Genomic DNA, 17,415 nt, shown 5'->3' on the forward strand with positions numbered 1-17,415 from the left:
CGCCGTGCCACCCCGGGGCGGCCGCGCGGCGGGGCCCGCTGGTTAGCATGGCCACGTTCCCGGCCGGTCCCTTCGGCTCCGCCCCGCACACACGTTCCCCGGAGTCGTCATGAACCCCCGCAAGGGACTCGTCCTGATCGTGGAGGACGACCAGAACATCGCCGCCCTCCAGAAGCTGTACCTGGAGCGCGACGGCTACCGCACCCACCTCAGCGAGGACGGCCCCGGCGGCTTCGATGCCGTCGCCCGGCTCCGCCCCGCGGCGGTCGTCCTGGACATCGGACTCCCGGGCCTCGACGGCGTGACCTTCTGCCGGCGGCTGCGCGAGCGGGGCGACTGGACGCCGGTGCTGCTGGTCACCGCGCGGGGTGACGAGGCGGACCGCATCCTCGGCCTGGAACTGGGCGCCGACGACTACCTCACCAAACCGTTCTCGCCGGCTGAGCTGGTGGCCCGGGTGAACGCGGTGCTGCGGCGCGGCGCCCGGCCCGGCGGGGACACCGGGGTGTACGTGCGGGGGCCGCTGCGGGTCGACCCCGGCCGCCGTACCGTGCGCGTCGACGGCGAGCCGGTGGAGTTCACGACGCTGGAGCTCGACCTCCTCGCGTACCTGCTGGCGCACCCCGGGCAGGTGTTCACGCGGGCGCAGCTGCTGGAGCAGGTGTGGGGCGACTCGGCCCACCGGGACCAGCGGGTGGTGGACGTGTACGTGTCCCAGATCCGCGGCAAGCTCGGCGCGGCCGGCCCGATCCGGACGGTACGGGGCGTGGGGTACGGGGCCACGGAGGAGCGGGCGTGACCGGCGGTCGCCCCGGGCGGGCACGGCGGGTGCGGCCCCCGCGGCTGACGCTGACCCGGGAGATGGTGCTGTCCGCGGGGCTGGTGGCGCTGGTCGCCGTACTGCTGAGCGGGGTCACGGCCTGGTACACGGCCCGGGGCAACGCGGAGGCGCAGGAGCGGGACCGGCTCGGCCGGCAGGCCACGGTGCTCAGCCGGCTCCCCCGGCTGTCCGGCCTGCTCGTCGAGGGCGAACAGCTCATCGCCGGTGCCAACGGGGTGCGCGTGGCGGTGCTCGGTCCTTCGGGCACGCTGACCGGGCCTGCGGCCCCGGCCGTGTCGAACGCCCAGCGCGACGGACTCCTCGCCCGCAGGCCGCTGTCGGCCACCGGGACGCTGGACGGCGAGGAGGTCATCGTCGAGGGGCGGGTGTTCCGTGCGGGCGGGGTGGTGCTCACCAAGTCCACCGCGGAGGTGGACGAGGCGGCGGCCCGGATCCGGCGGAACCTGCTGCTGCCCTCGCTGGCCGGCCTGGCCGGCGCAGGCCTCGCCGGCTTCTTCCTGGCCCGCCGCCTGGCCCGCCCGCTGGTGCGGGCGGCGGGGGTCGCGGGGCGGCTGGCGGACGGGGAACGCGGGGTCGCCGCGCGGCTCGGGGACGAGGAACGCGGGGGCGCGGCCCCGTTCAGGCGGGGCGGGGGCGACGGGGAGGCGGAGGCGGTCCCGGGTGGAGCACCCGGGCCGGGTACCGGTCCCGGGCCCGTGGAAGTGGCCGAGCTGAGCCGGGCGTTGGCGGTGCTGGACGGGGCGCTGGCGCGGAGCGAGGCACGGCAGCGGGAGTTCCTGCTGTCGATCTCGCACGAGATCCGCACGCCGCTCACCTCGGTGTGGGGGTACGCCGAGGCGCTGGCCGACGGGGTGATCCCCGCCGAGCGCGTGCCGGAGACCGGCCGCCTGCTCACCGCCGAGGCCCGCCGCCTCGACCGCTTCCTGGGCGACCTGCTCGACCTGGCCCGGCTGGAGGCCGACGAGTTCCGCCTCGACCCGGCCGACACCGGCCTGGCCTCGCTCGTGGCCGAGGCCGGCGAGGTGTGGCGCGAGCGGTGTGCCCGGCACGGGGTGGAGTTCCGGCTGGAGGTGCCGGCCGACACGGGCCCGGGGCCCGTCCGTACCGACGGCTTCCGGGTGCGGCAGCTCGCCGACTGCCTGCTGGAGAACGCCTTGCGGATCACCCCGGCCGGCTGCCCCGTCGTCCTCGCGCTCGGTCCTGGCCCGGACGGCCGCGGGGCGCGGATCGAGGTGCGCGACGGCGGTCCGGGCCTGACGGAGGAGGACGTGGCCGTCGCCTTCGAGCGGGGGGCTCTGCACCGCCGCTACCGCGGCGAGCGGCCGGTGGGCAGCGGGCTGGGGCTGGCCATTGCGCACCGCCTGGCCGCCCGCCTGGGCGGCACCCTCACCGCACGCGGCCACGGTCCGGAGGGCGGGGCGGTCTTCACGCTCACCCTCGGCTGACGGGCGCCCTCCTGTCCGACGGCGTCGGGCGATGTGACGGGCCGCCGCCGGTTCACCGCCAGGGCAGGCCCTCCCGTTCCAGCAGGTCCCGGATCCCCGTCCACGCCCGCCACGGGGGCTCCGCGGACCCGCCGGTCGCGCAGTCGACATCGCCCTGGACCGAGAGGAAGACCACCGAGTCCACTCCGTGCTTGTCGATGAGCGCGATGGCCCCCGCGTACACGTCGACCTTCCTGTCCCCCTTGACGTACAGGGTGGCCGTGGCGGCCAGCAGGGCGAAGTCCGCGAGGTCGGCCGCGTTCTCGACGGCGTCGGTGTACCGCAGGCACTCGTGGGTGTAGGCAGCGCACAGGTCCGGCAGTGCCGGGTCCCCCGCGACGCGTGACAGGTGGAGGTCCACCGTGCGGATCCGGACGGCCGCCAGGCGCGGCACCGCACCCGTGGCGTGGAGACCGCGCAGCAGCGGGAGGCTGCGCTGCTCCAGGTACTCGTAGGTGAAGCGGGTCGGAGGGCGGGAGCGGAGCCGTGGCGGTGCCTGCCCGGGAAGGGCTTCCGCGCGGAGGGCCAGCAGCGGTTCCGCCGGGATTCCCAGGGCGTCGGCCAGCGCGACCACGGTCTGTTCGCTCGGCACGGACGGCCCGTTCAGGGCCTGGCTCACCGTGGTGTGGCCGAGTCCCGCGCGGAGTTCGAGGCCCGCCATGGAGAGCCCGCGGCTCGTGCGCAGGACGCGCAGCCGCCGCTTGAGGCGGTCGAGAGGGTCCTGGGACAGCACCGTGCGCACCTCACTCGTAGCGGTGGAGCAACGACTCCCGCTCGTGGCGGCGGATCTCCTCCAGGGTGAGGCCCGGCACGTTCAGATGGGAGAGGGTCACCTCGGCGGAGCTGGGCACGTCGTCGTCGGAGAGCCACTGATCCGGCTTCCAGGCGGCGCCGCGCAGCAGGGCCTTGGGACAGTGCTGGTACGCCTCTTCCACCTCGACCACGATCGCGCTGCGCGGCGGCTTGCCGACCGGCGTGAGCCGTTCGAGGAGGCCGGGGTCGGCGGAGACGCAGGCCCGGCCGTTCACGCGGAGGGTGTTGCCCTGGCCGGGGACGAGGAAGATCAGGCCGGCCCGGCCGGTCTCCACGATGTTGTGGGAGCTGTCGAGCCGCTTGTTGCCGGTGGCGTCGGGGATCGCGAGCGTGAACTCGTCGAGTACGGAGACGAATCCGGCCGGTCCGCCGCGGGGCGTCACGTCGCAGCTGCCGTCGGCGCCGGCGCTGGCGACGAACACCAGCGAGGAGCGGGCGATGAAGGCGCGGGCCACGTCGTGGATGCGGTCGACCACCTTGCGGCGGACGAGGTCGCCGGGTTGCTCGTACAGGCCGCGCAACTGATCGGTGTCGCGGACGGCGGTGGCGTGCAGGGCGTCGAATATGCGGCCGGTGGCCTGAGAGGTCGTCACGTGCCGCAAATCTAGGGCCTGTCCTCGCCTTGATCAACGGGCCTGTGCGGGGGGGGCGGGGTCCGGTCGGTGGGCGCGCGTGGCGGAGCCCGGGAGTCGTATCCAGCTCCCGGGCCCCTGGGGATGCCACCCAATTGCGCACGCCGGCGGCGTTTAAGAGGACGGATCAGTCGTCATGCCGTCGTGTTCTTCCTTTGAACTACCGCACCGCGTGAGAGGTGCAGGCGAGAGTCGAACTCGCATCCGACGGCGTCCGTCCGGCCTCGGTCGATCCGGCGATCGGCGGCAATACTGAGACTGGAGCGAGAGTCTGAGATTGACCGCGGCTGCCTCTGCCGTGTTGGGCTACCCCGGCCCGTGGTGGTGCTGTGCCGGGGGAAGGACTCGAACCTTCACTGTCACCGCTTCTTTCAGGCTGAACTTCAGTGTCAGCTTGCGCTCATCGCGCGCACCGGTCCTCATTTCCGGTCCGCGCCTGTTTGCGCACCCCCGCGCTCGCGCGCGGGGGCGATCATGGAGGTTACCCGTGCCGGCCTCAGCCGAACAGGTAACCGAACACCGCGTCGCCGACCCGCTGGTCGGACACCTCGGTGCCGTTGGCCTCCTCGCGGGCGAACTTGACGGCCTGCTGGAGCTTCTCGACGCGCTCCACCAGCTCGTTCACCCGCCGTGCGGGGAGGGCTCCGGAGAACTTCACGGTGGTCCAGTACCCGATGGGCACGTCCTCGTAGTACACCTCGACCTGGGCCGGGTGCTTCTCGGTCGCCTCCGCCTTGACGTGGTTGCGGGGCACCTTCTTGGTGCGGATCGTGCGGACCGGGTCCGTCTTCCACCAGTCCGTCGAGGGGTCGTGGGACCAGGACTCGGCGGCGTCGAGGGTGGGGAGCTTCTTGACGAAGGTGTGCAGGTCGGTGAGCTGCTTCTCCAGGAAGAGGAGGTAACTGACCGGGACCCGCGGAAGGATCGTCCGCCCGTCGACCGTGACGTCCGCGCGGGCCTCGCAGTTCGCCCAGTCCTTGGTGGCGGTCACGTCGAACAGCCGGGTCAGCGACGCGGACGTCTCCCGCAGCACGTCCTCGGCCTGGACCTGCACCCGGGTGGACTCGGGCGGCAGCTGCTCGCCCTCCTCGTCCTTGGGCTGGTAGGTGCGCGAGATGCCGGCGAGCAGCGCCGGCTTCTGCACCTTGTGGTGCGCCGCGGTGATGTCCTGGAGCGACTTGCTCTTGACACCCTTCTCGACAGCGATGATCTGGTTCAGCTTCGCCATTTCGGGTCCCCCTTCGAACGATCAAGAACGTACACCGGCGGCCGGGACGTCCGCACTCCCTTTATCGGTCCGCGGTTCCGGGGCGGGCGAACCCACGGGCGGGTCCCGTGCGCCTGGGGGGCCGCCGGGCGCCGCCGCAGTACGCTGCGGAGCCGAGGCCGAACGCCGGCCGCCGAAAGGAACGCCCGTGACCCGCAGCGCACTTCTGGTCGGAGCCACCGGACTGGTGGGGCACCAGCTGCTCGCCAGACTGCTCCGCGACCCGCTCTACGACCGGGTGACGGTGCTGGCCCGGCGCCCCCTGGACGTGGCCCATCCCACCCTGGACGTACGGGTGGTGGACTTCGACGCGCTGGAGGCGTCGGACGTGCCGGCCGTGGACGACGTGTACTGCGCGCTGGGCAGCACCATCAGGGCGGCCGGTTCGCAGCAGGCGTTCCGGCAGGTCGACCAGCACTACGTGGTCGCCGTCGCCCGGCTCGCGCACGCGGCGGGGGCGCAGCGGATCGCGGTGGTCTCGTCGGTCGGCGCGAAGGCCGGTGCGCGGAACTTCTACCTGGGGGTCAAGGGGGACATGGAGGAGGAGGTGAAGGCGGTCGGCTTTGAACGGGTGGAGATCTTCCGGCCGTCCTTCATCACCGGGCCCCGGCCCGACCGGCGCCTGGCGGAGAAGCTCGGCTTCGCGGCGGCGTCCGCGCTCTCCCCGGCGATGCGGGGCAGTGCCCGCGCGTACCGCCCGGTCCCGGCAGGGCGCCTGGCCGCGGCGATGATCGCCTCGCTCCGCGAGGGCACGGGAGCGACCCCGAAGGGCGGCGCGTCGGTCCGCACGTACGAGGACATCGTCCACCTCACCGAACCGGCCTGACGGCCCGCCCGGGCCGTGTGGCCTTGGCGTGCCTCGCGGCCGGCGCCGGAGGTGGGGTGGCCGGGGCCGCCGTCCGTGGGGGTGGACGGCGGACCCGGCGGGCCTGGTCCGGTGCCCGTCAGGCGGGGACCAGGAGGGAGAGGGAGGCGGGGACCACCTCGATCTCGGCGGGCAGCGGGCCGGCGAGGTCGCCGTCCGCGTACGCGTTGATGCCCGGCGCCTCGACGCGCACCCGGGCCGCGCGGTGGACCGCGACCGCGCTGTGCCGCACGTGGGTGCCCTTGAACACCGTCGGGAAGAAGCGCACCAGCTTCGCCCGGGGCATCGCCTCGACCAGGGTGAGGTCGAGACGGCCGTCGCAGGGGTCGGCACCGGGACAGATCAGCATCCCGCCGCCGTAGGAGCGGGTGTTGCCGATCGAGGCCAGCGCCAGCTCCTTCTCGACGGTCTCGTCGCCGTCGAGCACCAGCCGGAACGGGATCGGACGGAGCCCGGCCAGTTCGCGGACCATCGCGAGGTTGTACTTCATCCGGCCGCGCGGCCAACTCATCCGGTTCGCCCGGTCGCTGACCAGGGAGTCGAAGCCGATGGCCAGCACGGAGGCGAAGTACCGGGACGCGCCGTCCGCGGTGGTGATGCGTCCGGTGTCCACCCGCAGCGCGAGCCCGCGGGCCACCACCTCGGCGGCGGCGCGCGGGTCGCCGAGCGGCAGCCCGAACTCCCGGGCCAGGTCGTTGCCCGTGCCGCTCGGGATGACGCCGAGCGGCAGGTCGGATCCGGCCAGGGCCTGGACGGCGAGGGCGATCATGCCGTCCCCGCCGACGACCACGAGGGCGTCGACGGCCCCCTCCCGGACCGCATCGCGGGCCAGCCGGAGGCTGTCCGCCGCGTCGGTTCCGGCGGCGCTGCGGACGTCGACGCCGAGTTCCCGCAGCCGGGCGAGTGCCGTCCCGGCGGCGCGGGCGGCTCCGCCCGAGCCGGCCACCGGGTTGGTGAGGACCAGTACGGTGCCGATGGTGCGCCGCTCCGGCTCGGGTCTCACGGGATGAGCTTTCCGGGGTTGAGGATGCCGACGGGGTCCACGGCCTCCTTGACGGCCCGCAGCACCTTCACGCCCAGCTCGCCGATCTCGGCCTCCATCCAGGGGCGGTGGTCGGTACCGACCGCGTGGTGGTGGGTGATCGTCCCGCCGCCCGCCGTGATCGCGTCGCTCGCGGCCCTCTTGGCCGCGCTCCACTGGGCGATCGCGTCGCCGCGCTGCGCGCCGACCACTGTGAAGTAGAGGGAGGCGCCGGTGGCGTACACGTGCGAGATGTGACACATCACCAGGGAGGTGCTGCCGGACTCCTGGAGCGCGCCCTGGAGCGCGGCGGTCACGTCCGCCTTCAGCCGGTCCAGGTTCGACCAGCTGGTCGCGGTCTCCAGGGTCTCGCAGAGGGCGCCGCCGTCGAGCAGTGCGTCGCGCAGGTACGGGGCGCCGAAGCGGCCGTGCTCCCAGGCGCGGGCGGGCTCCTCGCCCAGGGAGGTGCCGCCGTGCTCGTGCATCGCGGTGCGGGTCAGGGCGTGCCGGGCGGCCGTCTGCTCGTCGGTGCCCTCGAAGACGGTGATGGCGAGGCAGCCGCTGACGGTCTGCGGGGCGCCGATCTTCGCGGTCATCGCGAGGTTGACGGCGGTCTCGGTCTCGTCGGACAGGCGCAGCACGGTCGGCCCGGTGCCCTGCTGCTCGACGGCGCGCAGCGCGGCGGCGCCGGAGGCGAAGTCCGGGAAGCTCCAGGCCTCGTACCGCTTGACGGCGGGGACCTGGTGGACGCGCACCCGGACGGCGGTGATGACGCCGAGGGTGCCCTCGGAGCCCAGGAACAGCTGGCGCAGGTCGGGCCCGGCCGCGGAGGCGGGGCCGCGGCCGAGGTCCAGTACGCCGGACGGGGTCACCACGCGCAGGCCGCGGACCATGTCGTCGAAGCGCCCGTACCCGGCCGAGTCCTGGCCCGAGGAGCGGGTCGCGGCGAAGCCGCCGATGGTGGCGAAGCGGAAGCTCTGCGGGTAGTGGCCGAGTTCGAAGCCGCGCTCGGCGAGGAGCTCCTCGGCCTGCGGCCCGGTCAGGCCGGCACCGAGGACGGCCTCGCCGGACACCTCGTCGAGGGAGTGCAGGGCGTCGAAGCGGCGCAGGTCGAGGGAGACGACGGCGGTGAACGCGCCGCGCACCGGGTCGAGTCCGCCGACCACGCTGGTGCCGCCGCCGAACGGGACCACCGCGATGCGCTGCTGCGCGCAGAGCGCGAGGACCGCCTCGACCTCCTCCTCGGAGCCCGGTACCACCACGGCGTCGGGAGCGTCCTGGGGCTCGGCGGCGCGGCGGCGGAGCAGGTCGAGGGTGGACTTGCCGCCGGCGCGGGGCAGCCGGTCCGCGTCGCGGACGCTGACGTGCTCCTCGCCGACGACGGCGGCGAGCGCCTTGAGGTGCACCCCGCTCAGGCGCGAGGGCACGAGCCGCACGTCCTCGGCGGTGATCGGCGCGGTCTCGCCGGGGGTGATCTCCAGGAGGCTTTCCAGGAGGGAGGTGATGTCCGCCGAGAGCGGGGTGGCCTTGGCCGGGTCTCCCCAGGCGTTCCACGCCATGGGGGGCAGCGGGAGGGCCGCCACGCGGTCCGGTGGCAGGTGCGGTTCCGTAGACATGCGTTACAGTTTTCCACATCATGTCAATCAGTAACACTGCCCCGGGCGACGAAGAGCCCCGCAGCATCGACGACCAGATCCTCGACGCCGCGGCGGAACTCGTCGCCGTGCTCGGCAGGCGCGTCCAGCTGGCCGAGATCGCCCGGCGGGCCGGCGTCAGCCGCCCGACCGTGTACCGGCGCTGGCCGGACGTCCGCGCACTGGTCGGGGCCCTGCTGACGCGGGAGGTCCTGAGTACCGTCGAACACACCCCGCGCGGCGGCACGGACCGCGAGGCGCTGGTGGAGTGGATCGTCGAGGTCGCCGTACGCATGCGGGACCACCCGGTCCTCGGGGAGCTACTGCGCTCGGACGCCGACCTCATCCACGAGTACGTGGTCCAGCGCCTGGGTACGAGCCAGCGCGACCTCGTCGACCAGCTGTGCGCCGCGGTCCTGGCGGGCCAGCGCGGAGGCACGATCCGCGCCGGCGAACCGGCCGAGATCGCCGCCATGGTGTTGCTGATCACCCAGTCCACCGTCCAGTCGCACCGCATGGTCGCCGACCTCCTGCCGGAGGCCGCGTGGCGACGGGAACTGTCGATCGCCCTGAACGGATACCTGAGGCCATGAACCGATCCGCCCCGACCGGTACGACCGCCCTGGACGCGGATCGCCGCGTCGCCGATCTCGACGAACTCGCCGCCGGTGCGGCCGTCGACCTGCTGGTCATCGGCGGCGGGGTGACCGGTGCGGGGGTGGCGCTCGACGCCGCCGCGCGCGGGCTGCGCACCGTGCTGGTGGAGGCGCGGGACCTGGCCTTCGGCACCAGCCGGTGGAGTTCCAAGCTGGTGCACGGCGGACTGCGCTACCTCGCCTCCGGGCGGGTCGGCGTGGCCCACGAGAGCGCCGTGGAGCGGGGCGTGCTGATGACGCGTACCGCGCCGCACCTGATCCGGGCGCTGCCCCAGGCGGTGCCGCTGCTGCCTTCGGTGTCCCGGGGGACGGCGGCGCTGGTACGCACCGGGTTCCTGGCCGGGGACGCGCTGCGGGTGGGGGCGCGTACGCCCTCGTCCGTGCTGCCGCGGGCGCGCCGGGTCGGGCCGCGGGAGGCCGTACGGCTCGTGCCGGCGGTCCGTACGGAGGGCCTGCGGGGCGCACTCGTCGCCCACGACGGGCAGCTGATCGACGACGCCCGGCTGGTCACCGCCCTCGCCAGGACGGCCGCGGGGCACGGGGCGCGGATCCTGACGCGGGTCCGCGCGAGCGAGGTCACCGGTGACTCGGCCCGGCTCACGGACACCCTGACCGGCACCGCGCTGACCGTGCGGGCCCGGGCCGTCGTCAACGCCACCGGCGTCTGGGCCGGCGAGGTCGACGAATCGATCCGGCTGCGCCCGAGCCGCGGCACCCACCTGGTCTTCGACTCCGCGGTGTTCGGCCGGCCCGAGGCGGCGCTCACGGTACCCGTGCCGGGTTCGACCAGCCGGTTCGTGTTCGCGCTGCCGCAGCAGCTGGGACGCGTGATGGTGGGTCTGACCGACGAGGACGCGCCGGGACCCGTCCCGGACGAGCCGGAGCCGACGGAGGCGGAGATCTCGTTCCTGCTGGACACCGTGAACACCGCGCTGGCCCGGGAGTTGACCCGGGCGGACGTGCGCGGCGCCTTCGCGGGGCTGCGGCCGCTGATCGACGCCGGCGGCGGTGAGACCGCGGACCTCTCGCGCCGGCACGCCGTGCGCGAGTCGCCCTCCGGGGTGGTCACGGTGGTGGGCGGCAAGCTCACCACCTACCGGCGGATGGCCGAGGACGCCGTCGACCTGGCGTGCCGGGTGCGGGGGCTGGACGCGGGGCCGTGCCGTACGCGTTCGCTGCCGCTGGTCGGCGCCCCCGGGCACCCGGCCAGCCGGACGGTGGGCCGCGACGTGGCGCCGGCCCCGCTGATCGCCCGGTACGGCGGGGAGGCGGGGGCCGTCCTCGCCGCCGCCTCCCTGCCGGACCCGATGCGCCGGATCGCCGCCACCATCAACATCACGCGGGCGGAGGTGGAGTACACCATCACCCACGAGGGGGCGCTGGACGCCGAGGACGTGCTGCACCGGCGTACGCGCATCGGGTTCGTGCCCGAGGACGCGGAGCTGGCCCGGCCGGCCGTCGAGGAGGTCCTGGCCGAACTGCGGGGCTGAGCCCGGCGTCCCTGGGCCGTCCCGGCCGGTCGGGGGTGGTGCCCGCCGTGGCCTGCGGGCACCATCCGCGGGGCCGGGGTCCGGGCGCGGACCGGGAGCGGGGAGGTCTCCTGGTCCGGGCCCGGGGTCTGGTGCGGCACCTGGGGAAGGCGGTGCCGGATGCCTGGAGTGGGTGGGGTGTCCGTGTCGGGTGCCTGGAGTGGGTGGGGGTGCCTGTGTCGGGTGCCTGGAGTGGGTGGGGGTGCCTGTGTCGGGTGCCTGGTGCGGGTGGGGTGCCGGTGGGCCTACTGCTCGGTGCCGGGGGACGCTCCGGGCGTGGTGCGGGGGCCGCCGGCTCCCGCACCACGCCCGGTGCGGGGGCCGCCGGCTCCCGTTCCGTGCCCCGGGCCGTGCACCGTTCCGTGTGCCGGGCCGTGACCCGTTCCGTGCTGCGCCCCGTTCTCCGGAGCGGGCTCCGCGCCCCGTCCTCCTTCGTGCTCCGTCCCGTGTGCCGCCCCCGCCTGCAGGGTGCCGCCGAGGCGGGGCCGGAGCGCCGGCAGGACCGTCTCCGGGCTGGCGGTCACCGCCCACCGGTCCCCCACCAGGTAGCTGCCGCCGTACGCCCGGGCCTCGGCCAGCCACGCCCGCAGGCCCTCCGCCGTGGCGAAGGTGGCCATGCGGTACGTGCCCTCCGGGGTCCGGCACCCGCCCTGGCGGAGCTCCTCGGCGTCCACGCTGACGACGGGCGCGCAGCCCACCGCGGCGGCGATCGCCTGGAGTCCGGCCGGCCGGGCGGGTGCCGGGCGCCCTGCGGTGCGTACGTCCGCGCGTGGGGTCCCGGAGGCCGCCGGGGAGCCCGTCGGCGGGTCCGCACAGCCGCCCGGGGCCAGGACAGCGCCCAGCAGGGCGGCCGTGGCGAGGGCGCGGCGTGCCGTGAGCACGGCGCCGCCGCCTACTCGGCCGCCGCCGGGGCCTTCTTGCCGGTGTCCGTGACGGCCCACCAGAGCCCCTGCGCGCCGTGCCCGTTGGTGTCGCCGGCCTTCTTGTCGCCGGTGAACCAGTAAACCGGCCAGCAGTCGATGGTCAATTGCCGGGAACCGTCGGGCCGGCGCACCGATCCGACCAGTTTCCTGGAAATTCCCTCGACCTTTTCCGGGTCGACGGCGGGCGCGGGCTTCCACTTTTCCAGACAGGCGCCCTTGCAGCCGAGCCGCATCGGCCAGGCGCTGTCCTTGTCGAACCGGTAGAGGGTCATTCCGGTGCCGGTCACGGCGATCTTCCCGAGGGCCGGGTCGCGTGCCACGGAGAGCTGTACGCCGTCCGCCCCGCGGTCCTCCGCCCCGCTCTCCTCCGCGCCGTCCGCCGCCTTTCCGCCGTCCGGCGCGAGGGCGTGCCAGGTGCCGCCGACGCCCTCGCCCTTGGCCTGCCCCGGCGCGGTGTCCTTGGCGTAGCGGTACACCGGCCAGCCGCCCAGGGTCAGCTGCCGGGTGCCGTCGGAGCGCGTCACGGAGCCGAGCAGGGCCGGGTCCACGGAGCCGGTGGCGTCGGCGTCCGCCGCGGGGACCGGGGGCCAGGCCTTGGCGCAGTCGCCGTCGCAGGCGGACTTGGGCGGGCTGGCCGAGTCCTTGTCGAAGCGGTAGAGCGTCCAGCCCTTGCCGTCCGCCACCACGGTGCCGACGCCGGCCACGTCGCGGGCGGCGAGCCGGCCCGCGGGGCCGGTCTTGGCGCCCGCCGTGTGGTCCATGCCGGAGCCGCCGCCGTAGCCGCTGCCGGGGTCCGCGCCGGAGCCCCCGCCGGCGGTGCCGTAGCCGCCGTCCGACCCGGAGCCGTAGCCGGAGTCGTAGCCCGAGCCGGAGCCGCTGCCGGAGCCGATGGGACTTCCGCCGCCGGCCTCGCGTACCGAATTGCCGGCGGGGGCGGCCCTGTTCTGGGTGACCCCGCAGCCCGCGGTGAGCAGGAGCACCGCGACCGCGGAACCGATGTACTTCTCACGCCGCCTGTAACCCATTCGCTCTCCTCCGAAATTCCGGTCGGGTGTGCTTGCAGGGAAATTCAAAGGGGATTTCCGGCGGCGGGAGAAGGGCCGGAGCGGAATTTATCAATTCCCGCCAAGATTGAACTCGATTGAACTCGCCGATGGGGACGGACGTTTCCCCCGTTGTCCCCGGACGCTCACGGAAACGTCATTCCTGAATGCGCAGCGCGAGCGCCGGGCAGCGGCGGACCGCGCGGAGCGCCTTGGTGCGCAGCCGTCCGGGCACGGGCATGGCGGCCTGGGCCGGGTAGCCGTCGCGGTCCAGGACAACGATGTCGGGCAGGACGTCCGCACAGAGCCCGTGCCCCCGGCACAGCGTCCAGTCGACCACCAGCTGCTCCGGGCTGTCGTCGTCCGGCAGCGGCAGCGCGCCCAGCACCCGGCGCCCGCAGCCGGGCCCCCGGGCATGGTCGTGGAACTCGTCGGGGAAGACGGCGAGGGCGGAGGCGACGAACCTGGCCGTCCCGTCGGGGTGGCTGCACGCACCGCGCCGCTTCACCGCCCGCATCCGCGCCTCGACGTCCTCCAGGGCGCGCCGGTCGCCGCCGACCGCCGCCTCCAGCACGTCGGCCAGCGCCGGCAGCCCGCGCACGCACGGGCCGCACTGGCCGGCCGACTCGTCGGCCATCCACCGCGCCACCCGGGCCACTTCGCCCGCCGGACACGTGTCCTCGGGCAGCGGCAGCACCGCCCCCGCACCCAGCACGGCGTCGAAGGACGCGAGGGACTGCCGGGAGACCAGCGCCGCCCTGGCCGTCCGGGGGGTGAGCCACATTCCGTGGTAGCCGCCCACCAGGACGCCCTGCCCGGGGTCCGAGCCGCAGAGCTGGAGCACGTACGGCAGGGGCACCCCGGTCGGGGTCTCCACGACCGTGCGGCCGCCGACGGTGAGGAGGGTGGTGCCGGGTTCGGCCGGCAGGCCCGCCGCGCGGTACTCCAGCGCGCCGAGCCGGGCGGCCACCGCGAGCTGCGCGAAGGTCTCGGTGTTGGAGAGCAGGGTCGGCAGGCCGTTGAGCCCGCGCTCGCTGGTGCGCACCCGCTGGCCCGAGGGGAGCGCGGGGCCGCCGCTGAGGCCGCGCACCATCGCGGAGCCCTCGCCGGTGACGAAGCGTTCGGGGAGGCGGCCCACGCGCAGCCGGCCCCCGGTGGGGCCGCGTTCGGCGATGGCCTCGCGCACCGACTGCTCCACGTCGTTCCGGGTGACGCCGACGACCACCTGTTCCGCGCCGAGGGCGTCGGCCGCGAGCATCGCCCCGTCCAGGACGAGGTGCGGCACGCGCAGCAGCAGCGCGGTGTCCTTGAGGCAACTGGGCTCGCCCTCACTGCCGTTGACGACCACCGCGGTGCGGCCGTCGCGGGCGGCGGCCGAGCGGAGCACGGCCTGGAGCTTGCGGGCGAAGGGGAAGCCGGCGCCGCCGCGGCCGCGCAGGTCGGTGTTCTCGGCGAGCGCGACGAGTTCGTCGGGCCGGTGGTGCGGGAGCGAGCCGTGCTGCGTCAGGTGGCCCACCCGGTCCAGGCGCGGCGCGGCGTCGAGCCCCGCCAGCAGCCGGGGCGGGCCGACGGAGCCGAGGTTGGGCTGGGGTTCGTACGTCATGGCCGCCGTCCCGCGTCGGACACGAGCCGCGGCTCGGGGGGCGGCCCGGACACGGCCAACCGCCTCCCATCAAAGGACAGTTGGGCCGGTACGTAGGGCAGCTCGGCGGTGGGGGCCTCCGCGAAGCGGTCGGCGTCGGACCGGTACGCGGGGGCCGGCTGGGGGACGTAGCCGGGCTCGGGCGCATACGCGGGGCCCGGCCCGTACCCCCGGCCCGGCTCCGCCGCGTAGGCGGCAGCCGGTTCGGCGGGCTGGTCCGCGGGCTGCGGCGAGGCCGCGGCAGCAGGGTCCGCGGGCACGGGCGGGGCGGTGACGAAGCCGGTGCCGGAGTCCGGCGCGTACCCGGGCTTCGGCGGCGGATCCGCGGGGCGCGGGGCGGTTCGGCGCATCCGGCGCCGGAGCCGTACGGCGATGACGGCCGCCACGCCGGCCAGGCACAGGGCGTAGCTCGCCGTGACCCAGGCGTCGGCGGACCGGCCCGCCTTCAGCCCGTGGACCAGCGAGGCGCCCCAGGCCGGGTACGCGCCCATGTGCAGGGCCCGCCACCACATGGACCGGCTGCGCGTGGCGAAGGCGCTGCGCACCGCGCCGGAGACGGCGACGCTCACGAAGAGGTAGCCGGCGAGCGTGCCCAGGCCCACGGCCAGCGGGCGGTCCCGGTCGGCGAAGGGGAGGACGACCGAGGCGGCGCCCGTCTGCCCCTCGGCGACCTTCACCCATATGTGCAGGGCGAGGAAGCCGAGCCCGGCCACGGCGAGGCCGCGGTGGATGCCCTGGGCGAGCAGCCGGTGGCCGGAGCCGAGGACGGTGCGGTCGGTGGCCACCAGGCCCCACAGCACGGTGGCGGTGAGGGAGACGAGGGAGAGGACGCCCGCGCCGAAGTCGAGGAACTCCCAGGGGCTGGTGAGCGCTCCGGCCCGCGCCGCGACGGTCAGGGCGACGGCGAGGCAGACGAGGACGGCGTACTTCTGTGCACGCCGCGCGCGTCCGGAGCCGGGGGTGAGCAGCGGCAGCCGCCGGACGGCCCGCCGCCCGGGCGTCCGGGCCGCGCCGGCGTGCCGCCGTCGGCGGCGGGCGCGGTGCGTGCGGGGCGGGTGGGTCTGGGACAGGGGCATCGAGTCTCCTGTGCGCCCGGGTACCGAGGCTCCACCTCTGGCTCGGCACCCCGGGGGTCGTGGTCGGTACCGCGCGGCAGAGCTGGGGGACCCAGGCGCCGGGGCCGGAGTGGCAGAAGCATCGTGGAGCTTCCCAACGTCTCCACAGGATTTATCGAAATGTGACAAGTTCCTGCGGGCGCGTCGCCATGGCATCGTGTAGCCCCGGAGGATTCCGTTCCAGGAGGACACCCTCCAGAAGGGAGTACGAGGGTCTCAACTCCGCTGCTGCGCAAGGAGATCGGTGGCGGAGCCGACCTCGGCAGGCCCGCCGGGTGAGCACCCGGCGGACCATACCCCGGCACGGAACGAGGTAGCGATGTGCGAACTTCTGAACCGCATCTGGTCCCGCCCACGCGGCGAGTGGACGCGGGTGCTGCGCAGGGAACTCCCTGCGCTGGCAGGGAAGATGGCGGAGGAGCTGCTGCAAGGAACCCCAGGGCTTCCGGCAGGCGCCGAAGACATGGATGACGAACTGCTCAGGCAGGCACTGGAGGAGGCCCTGCTCGTCGTACTGGGCTACCAGCCGCCCTCGCAGCGGGGGCCGTTGGCCGCCGCGGAGGGTACGCGGGGGGCCCACGCGGACGGCGGGCCGCGAGGCCGCGACCGGCACGAGGACCCCGGGAGCCACACGACCCGGGAGGAACACACAGGACGGGAGGACCACGCGGGACGGCGCTACGAGGAAGAGCCGCGGCACGGCCAGGACCGCCTGCGGGGGCACGACGGCGGCTCCGAGGGCGCCGGCCACGGGCCCGCAACGGCGGCGGCCCGGGAGCCGATCCGCATACCCCGCCCGCGGCGGGACGAGTACGGGACGCCCGGTCACGGCGTACCGGGACACGGAGCGCCGGGGCAGGGCGCTCCGGGTCCCGGGGCCTTCGGACACGGCAACCCGTACGAGTCGGTCGGTCCCGATCCGGCCCGCCAGGAACTGTTCAACGCCCTGACCGTCGGCGACTGCGGCCCCACCGACATCCACCTGGCCGAACTGGCGGCGGCCGCCGACTGGCCGCTGCCGCCGGCGATACGGGCCGTCGCCCTGGCCACGCCCGGGGAGACCCAGCAACTGGCCGCCGCGATGGACGACGCCCTCGCCGGCATGGTGGGCGGTCAGCCGTGCCTGCTGGTCCCCAGTCCGGACGACGACGACCACGTCGCCCTGGAACCCCTGCTGCGGGGCAGGTTCGCGGCCGTCGGCCACGCCGTGCCGCTGCGCGACACGGCGTCCTCGCTGCGGTGGGCGATGCGGCTGCTGGCCCTCTCGCCCTCGCGGGCCGGCGGCGAACCCCGGCCGGTGTTCGTCGACGACCACCTCTCCACCCTGATGCTGCTCCAGGACGAACCCCTGGCGCACGCACTGGCGGCCCGCTGGCTCCGTCCCCTGGCCGATCTGACCCCCCGCCAGAGCGAGCGGCTGGAGGTCACTCTGCTGGCCTGGCTGGAAGGCGGGGGCGCACCGGAGGCCGCGAAGGCCCTCAGCGTGCACCCGCAGACCGTGCGCTACCGGATGCGCCAGCTGGAGAAGCTGTTCGGGCCGGACCTGCGGGACCCGCGCACCCGCTTCGAGCTGGAGATGGCCCTGCGCAGCCGCCGCCTGATGGCCCAGGTGCGCCGCCAGCCCGTCCGCAGGACGCGGCCCGTCACCACCGAGCTCCGACCCGTGGGAGCAGGCCGAATGGCCCGCGTCAACGGACTCTGAGTCCCACCCCCCAGCGCCGCGGCCCTTCCCCCACCCGACGGGGGAAGGGCCGCGGTGTGTCTGCACGCAGGGCGCCGACCGGCACCGGCCCCCACCCCAGCCGCACCCCACTCCCCCCGCACTCCCCTTGGCTGCCCTGGTGGGTCGTGTGGAGTGTGGGGAAGGTGCTTGACGCGTCGTGGCAGGCTGGTCCGGAGGCAGGCCCGGGCCTGGGGTGGCCGAAGGCCAGGGCGAAGCCCCAAAGCCCC

General features: G+C 75.0%; 15 protein-coding genes. 6 read left to right on the forward strand and 9 right to left on the reverse strand.

Going from position 1 to position 17,415, the window contains the following annotated elements; all coding sequences use genetic code 11:
• Positions 1–109: 109 nt before the first annotated feature.
• Positions 110–799 (forward strand): response regulator transcription factor, encoded by a 690-nt coding sequence (locus tag ACIF6F_RS33895; RefSeq protein WP_399956163.1) that lies wholly within the window; start codon positions 110–112, stop codon positions 797–799.
• Complete coding sequence (locus ACIF6F_RS33900) at positions 796–2,286, forward strand: sensor histidine kinase (protein ID WP_399956166.1); 1,491 nt, start codon at positions 796–798, stop codon at positions 2,284–2,286. The genes ACIF6F_RS33895 and ACIF6F_RS33900 overlap by 4 nt, the downstream gene beginning before the upstream one ends.
• A gap of 52 nt (positions 2,287–2,338) precedes the next feature.
• On the opposite strand, the gene ACIF6F_RS33905 is transcribed toward ACIF6F_RS33900, so the two are convergent.
• The 3 genes from ACIF6F_RS33905 to ACIF6F_RS33915 all read right to left on the reverse strand — a co-directional run bounded on the left by ACIF6F_RS33905 (position 2,339) and on the right by ACIF6F_RS33915 (position 4,998).
• Positions 2,339–3,058 (reverse strand): helix-turn-helix domain-containing protein, encoded by a 720-nt coding sequence (locus ACIF6F_RS33905; protein ID WP_399956169.1) that lies wholly within the window; start codon positions 3,056–3,058, stop codon positions 2,339–2,341.
• 10 nt (positions 3,059–3,068) lie between these two features.
• The gene (locus ACIF6F_RS33910; RefSeq protein WP_399956171.1) at positions 3,069–3,731 is read right to left on the reverse strand and encodes an MSMEG_1061 family FMN-dependent PPOX-type flavoprotein; all 663 of its coding nucleotides are present in this window, start codon (positions 3,729–3,731) and stop codon (positions 3,069–3,071) included.
• Positions 3,732–4,266: 535 nt separating this feature from the next.
• Positions 4,267–4,998 carry a hypothetical protein gene (locus tag ACIF6F_RS33915; RefSeq protein WP_399956174.1) on the reverse strand — a complete coding sequence of 244 codons (732 nt, stop codon included), beginning with the start codon at positions 4,996–4,998 and terminating at the stop codon, positions 4,267–4,269.
• A 187-nt stretch (positions 4,999–5,185) separates the two neighbouring features.
• Here ACIF6F_RS33915 and ACIF6F_RS33920 point away from each other — a divergent pair, with 187 nt between their 5' ends.
• Positions 5,186–5,863 (forward strand): NAD(P)H-binding protein, encoded by a 678-nt coding sequence (locus ACIF6F_RS33920; protein ID WP_399956177.1) that lies wholly within the window; start codon positions 5,186–5,188, stop codon positions 5,861–5,863.
• 118 nt (positions 5,864–5,981) lie between these two features.
• On the opposite strand, the gene ACIF6F_RS33925 is transcribed toward ACIF6F_RS33920, so the two are convergent.
• Both ACIF6F_RS33925 and ACIF6F_RS33930 read right to left on the reverse strand, forming a co-directional pair.
• Positions 5,982–6,905 carry a diacylglycerol kinase gene (locus ACIF6F_RS33925; RefSeq protein ID WP_399956180.1) on the reverse strand — a complete coding sequence of 308 codons (924 nt, stop codon included), beginning with the start codon at positions 6,903–6,905 and terminating at the stop codon, positions 5,982–5,984.
• Entirely contained in the window at positions 6,902–8,539 is a 1,638-nt protein-coding gene (locus tag ACIF6F_RS33930) for an FAD-binding oxidoreductase (protein ID WP_399956183.1), read from the reverse strand. Before ACIF6F_RS33930 ends, ACIF6F_RS33925 begins: the two co-directional genes overlap by 4 nt.
• Before the next feature lie 20 nt (positions 8,540–8,559).
• Here ACIF6F_RS33930 and ACIF6F_RS33935 point away from each other — a divergent pair, with 20 nt between their 5' ends.
• Together ACIF6F_RS33935 and ACIF6F_RS33940 are read left to right on the forward strand one after the other, a co-directional pair.
• Positions 8,560–9,150: a TetR/AcrR family transcriptional regulator gene (locus tag ACIF6F_RS33935; protein WP_399956186.1), complete on the forward strand. Its 591-nt coding sequence runs from the start codon at positions 8,560–8,562 to the stop codon at positions 9,148–9,150.
• The gene (locus ACIF6F_RS33940; RefSeq protein WP_399956189.1) at positions 9,147–10,703 is read left to right on the forward strand and encodes a glycerol-3-phosphate dehydrogenase/oxidase; all 1,557 of its coding nucleotides are present in this window, start codon (positions 9,147–9,149) and stop codon (positions 10,701–10,703) included. Before ACIF6F_RS33935 ends, ACIF6F_RS33940 begins: the two co-directional genes overlap by 4 nt.
• A gap of 284 nt (positions 10,704–10,987) precedes the next feature.
• Here ACIF6F_RS33940 and ACIF6F_RS33945 read toward each other — a convergent pair whose 3' ends face one another.
• The 4 genes from ACIF6F_RS33945 to ACIF6F_RS33960 form a co-directional block, all read right to left on the reverse strand.
• Positions 10,988–11,623 carry a hypothetical protein gene (locus tag ACIF6F_RS33945; protein ID WP_399956192.1) on the reverse strand — a complete coding sequence of 212 codons (636 nt, stop codon included), beginning with the start codon at positions 11,621–11,623 and terminating at the stop codon, positions 10,988–10,990.
• Positions 11,624–11,634: 11 nt separating this feature from the next.
• The gene (locus ACIF6F_RS33950; protein ID WP_399956195.1) at positions 11,635–12,690 is read right to left on the reverse strand and encodes an SCO0930 family lipoprotein; all 1,056 of its coding nucleotides are present in this window, start codon (positions 12,688–12,690) and stop codon (positions 11,635–11,637) included.
• Positions 12,691–12,865: 175 nt separating this feature from the next.
• A complete protein-coding gene (locus ACIF6F_RS33955; RefSeq protein ID WP_399956198.1) occupies positions 12,866–14,311 on the reverse strand; it encodes an NADH-ubiquinone oxidoreductase-F iron-sulfur binding region domain-containing protein in 1,446 nt (481 codons plus the stop codon).
• Positions 14,308–15,426 carry a hypothetical protein gene (locus tag ACIF6F_RS33960; RefSeq protein ID WP_399956202.1) on the reverse strand — a complete coding sequence of 373 codons (1,119 nt, stop codon included), beginning with the start codon at positions 15,424–15,426 and terminating at the stop codon, positions 14,308–14,310. The genes ACIF6F_RS33955 and ACIF6F_RS33960 overlap by 4 nt, the downstream gene beginning before the upstream one ends.
• Positions 15,427–15,784: 358 nt before the next feature.
• On the opposite strand from ACIF6F_RS33960, the gene ACIF6F_RS33965 reads away from it, so the two are divergent.
• Positions 15,785–17,167 (forward strand): PucR family transcriptional regulator, encoded by a 1,383-nt coding sequence (locus ACIF6F_RS33965; RefSeq protein WP_399956206.1) that lies wholly within the window; start codon positions 15,785–15,787, stop codon positions 17,165–17,167.
• Positions 17,168–17,415 lie beyond the last annotated feature (248 nt).

Source organism: Streptomyces sp. NPDC086023 (assembly GCF_044540325.1).
Lineage (GTDB): Bacteria > Actinomycetota > Actinomycetes > Streptomycetales > Streptomycetaceae > Streptomyces.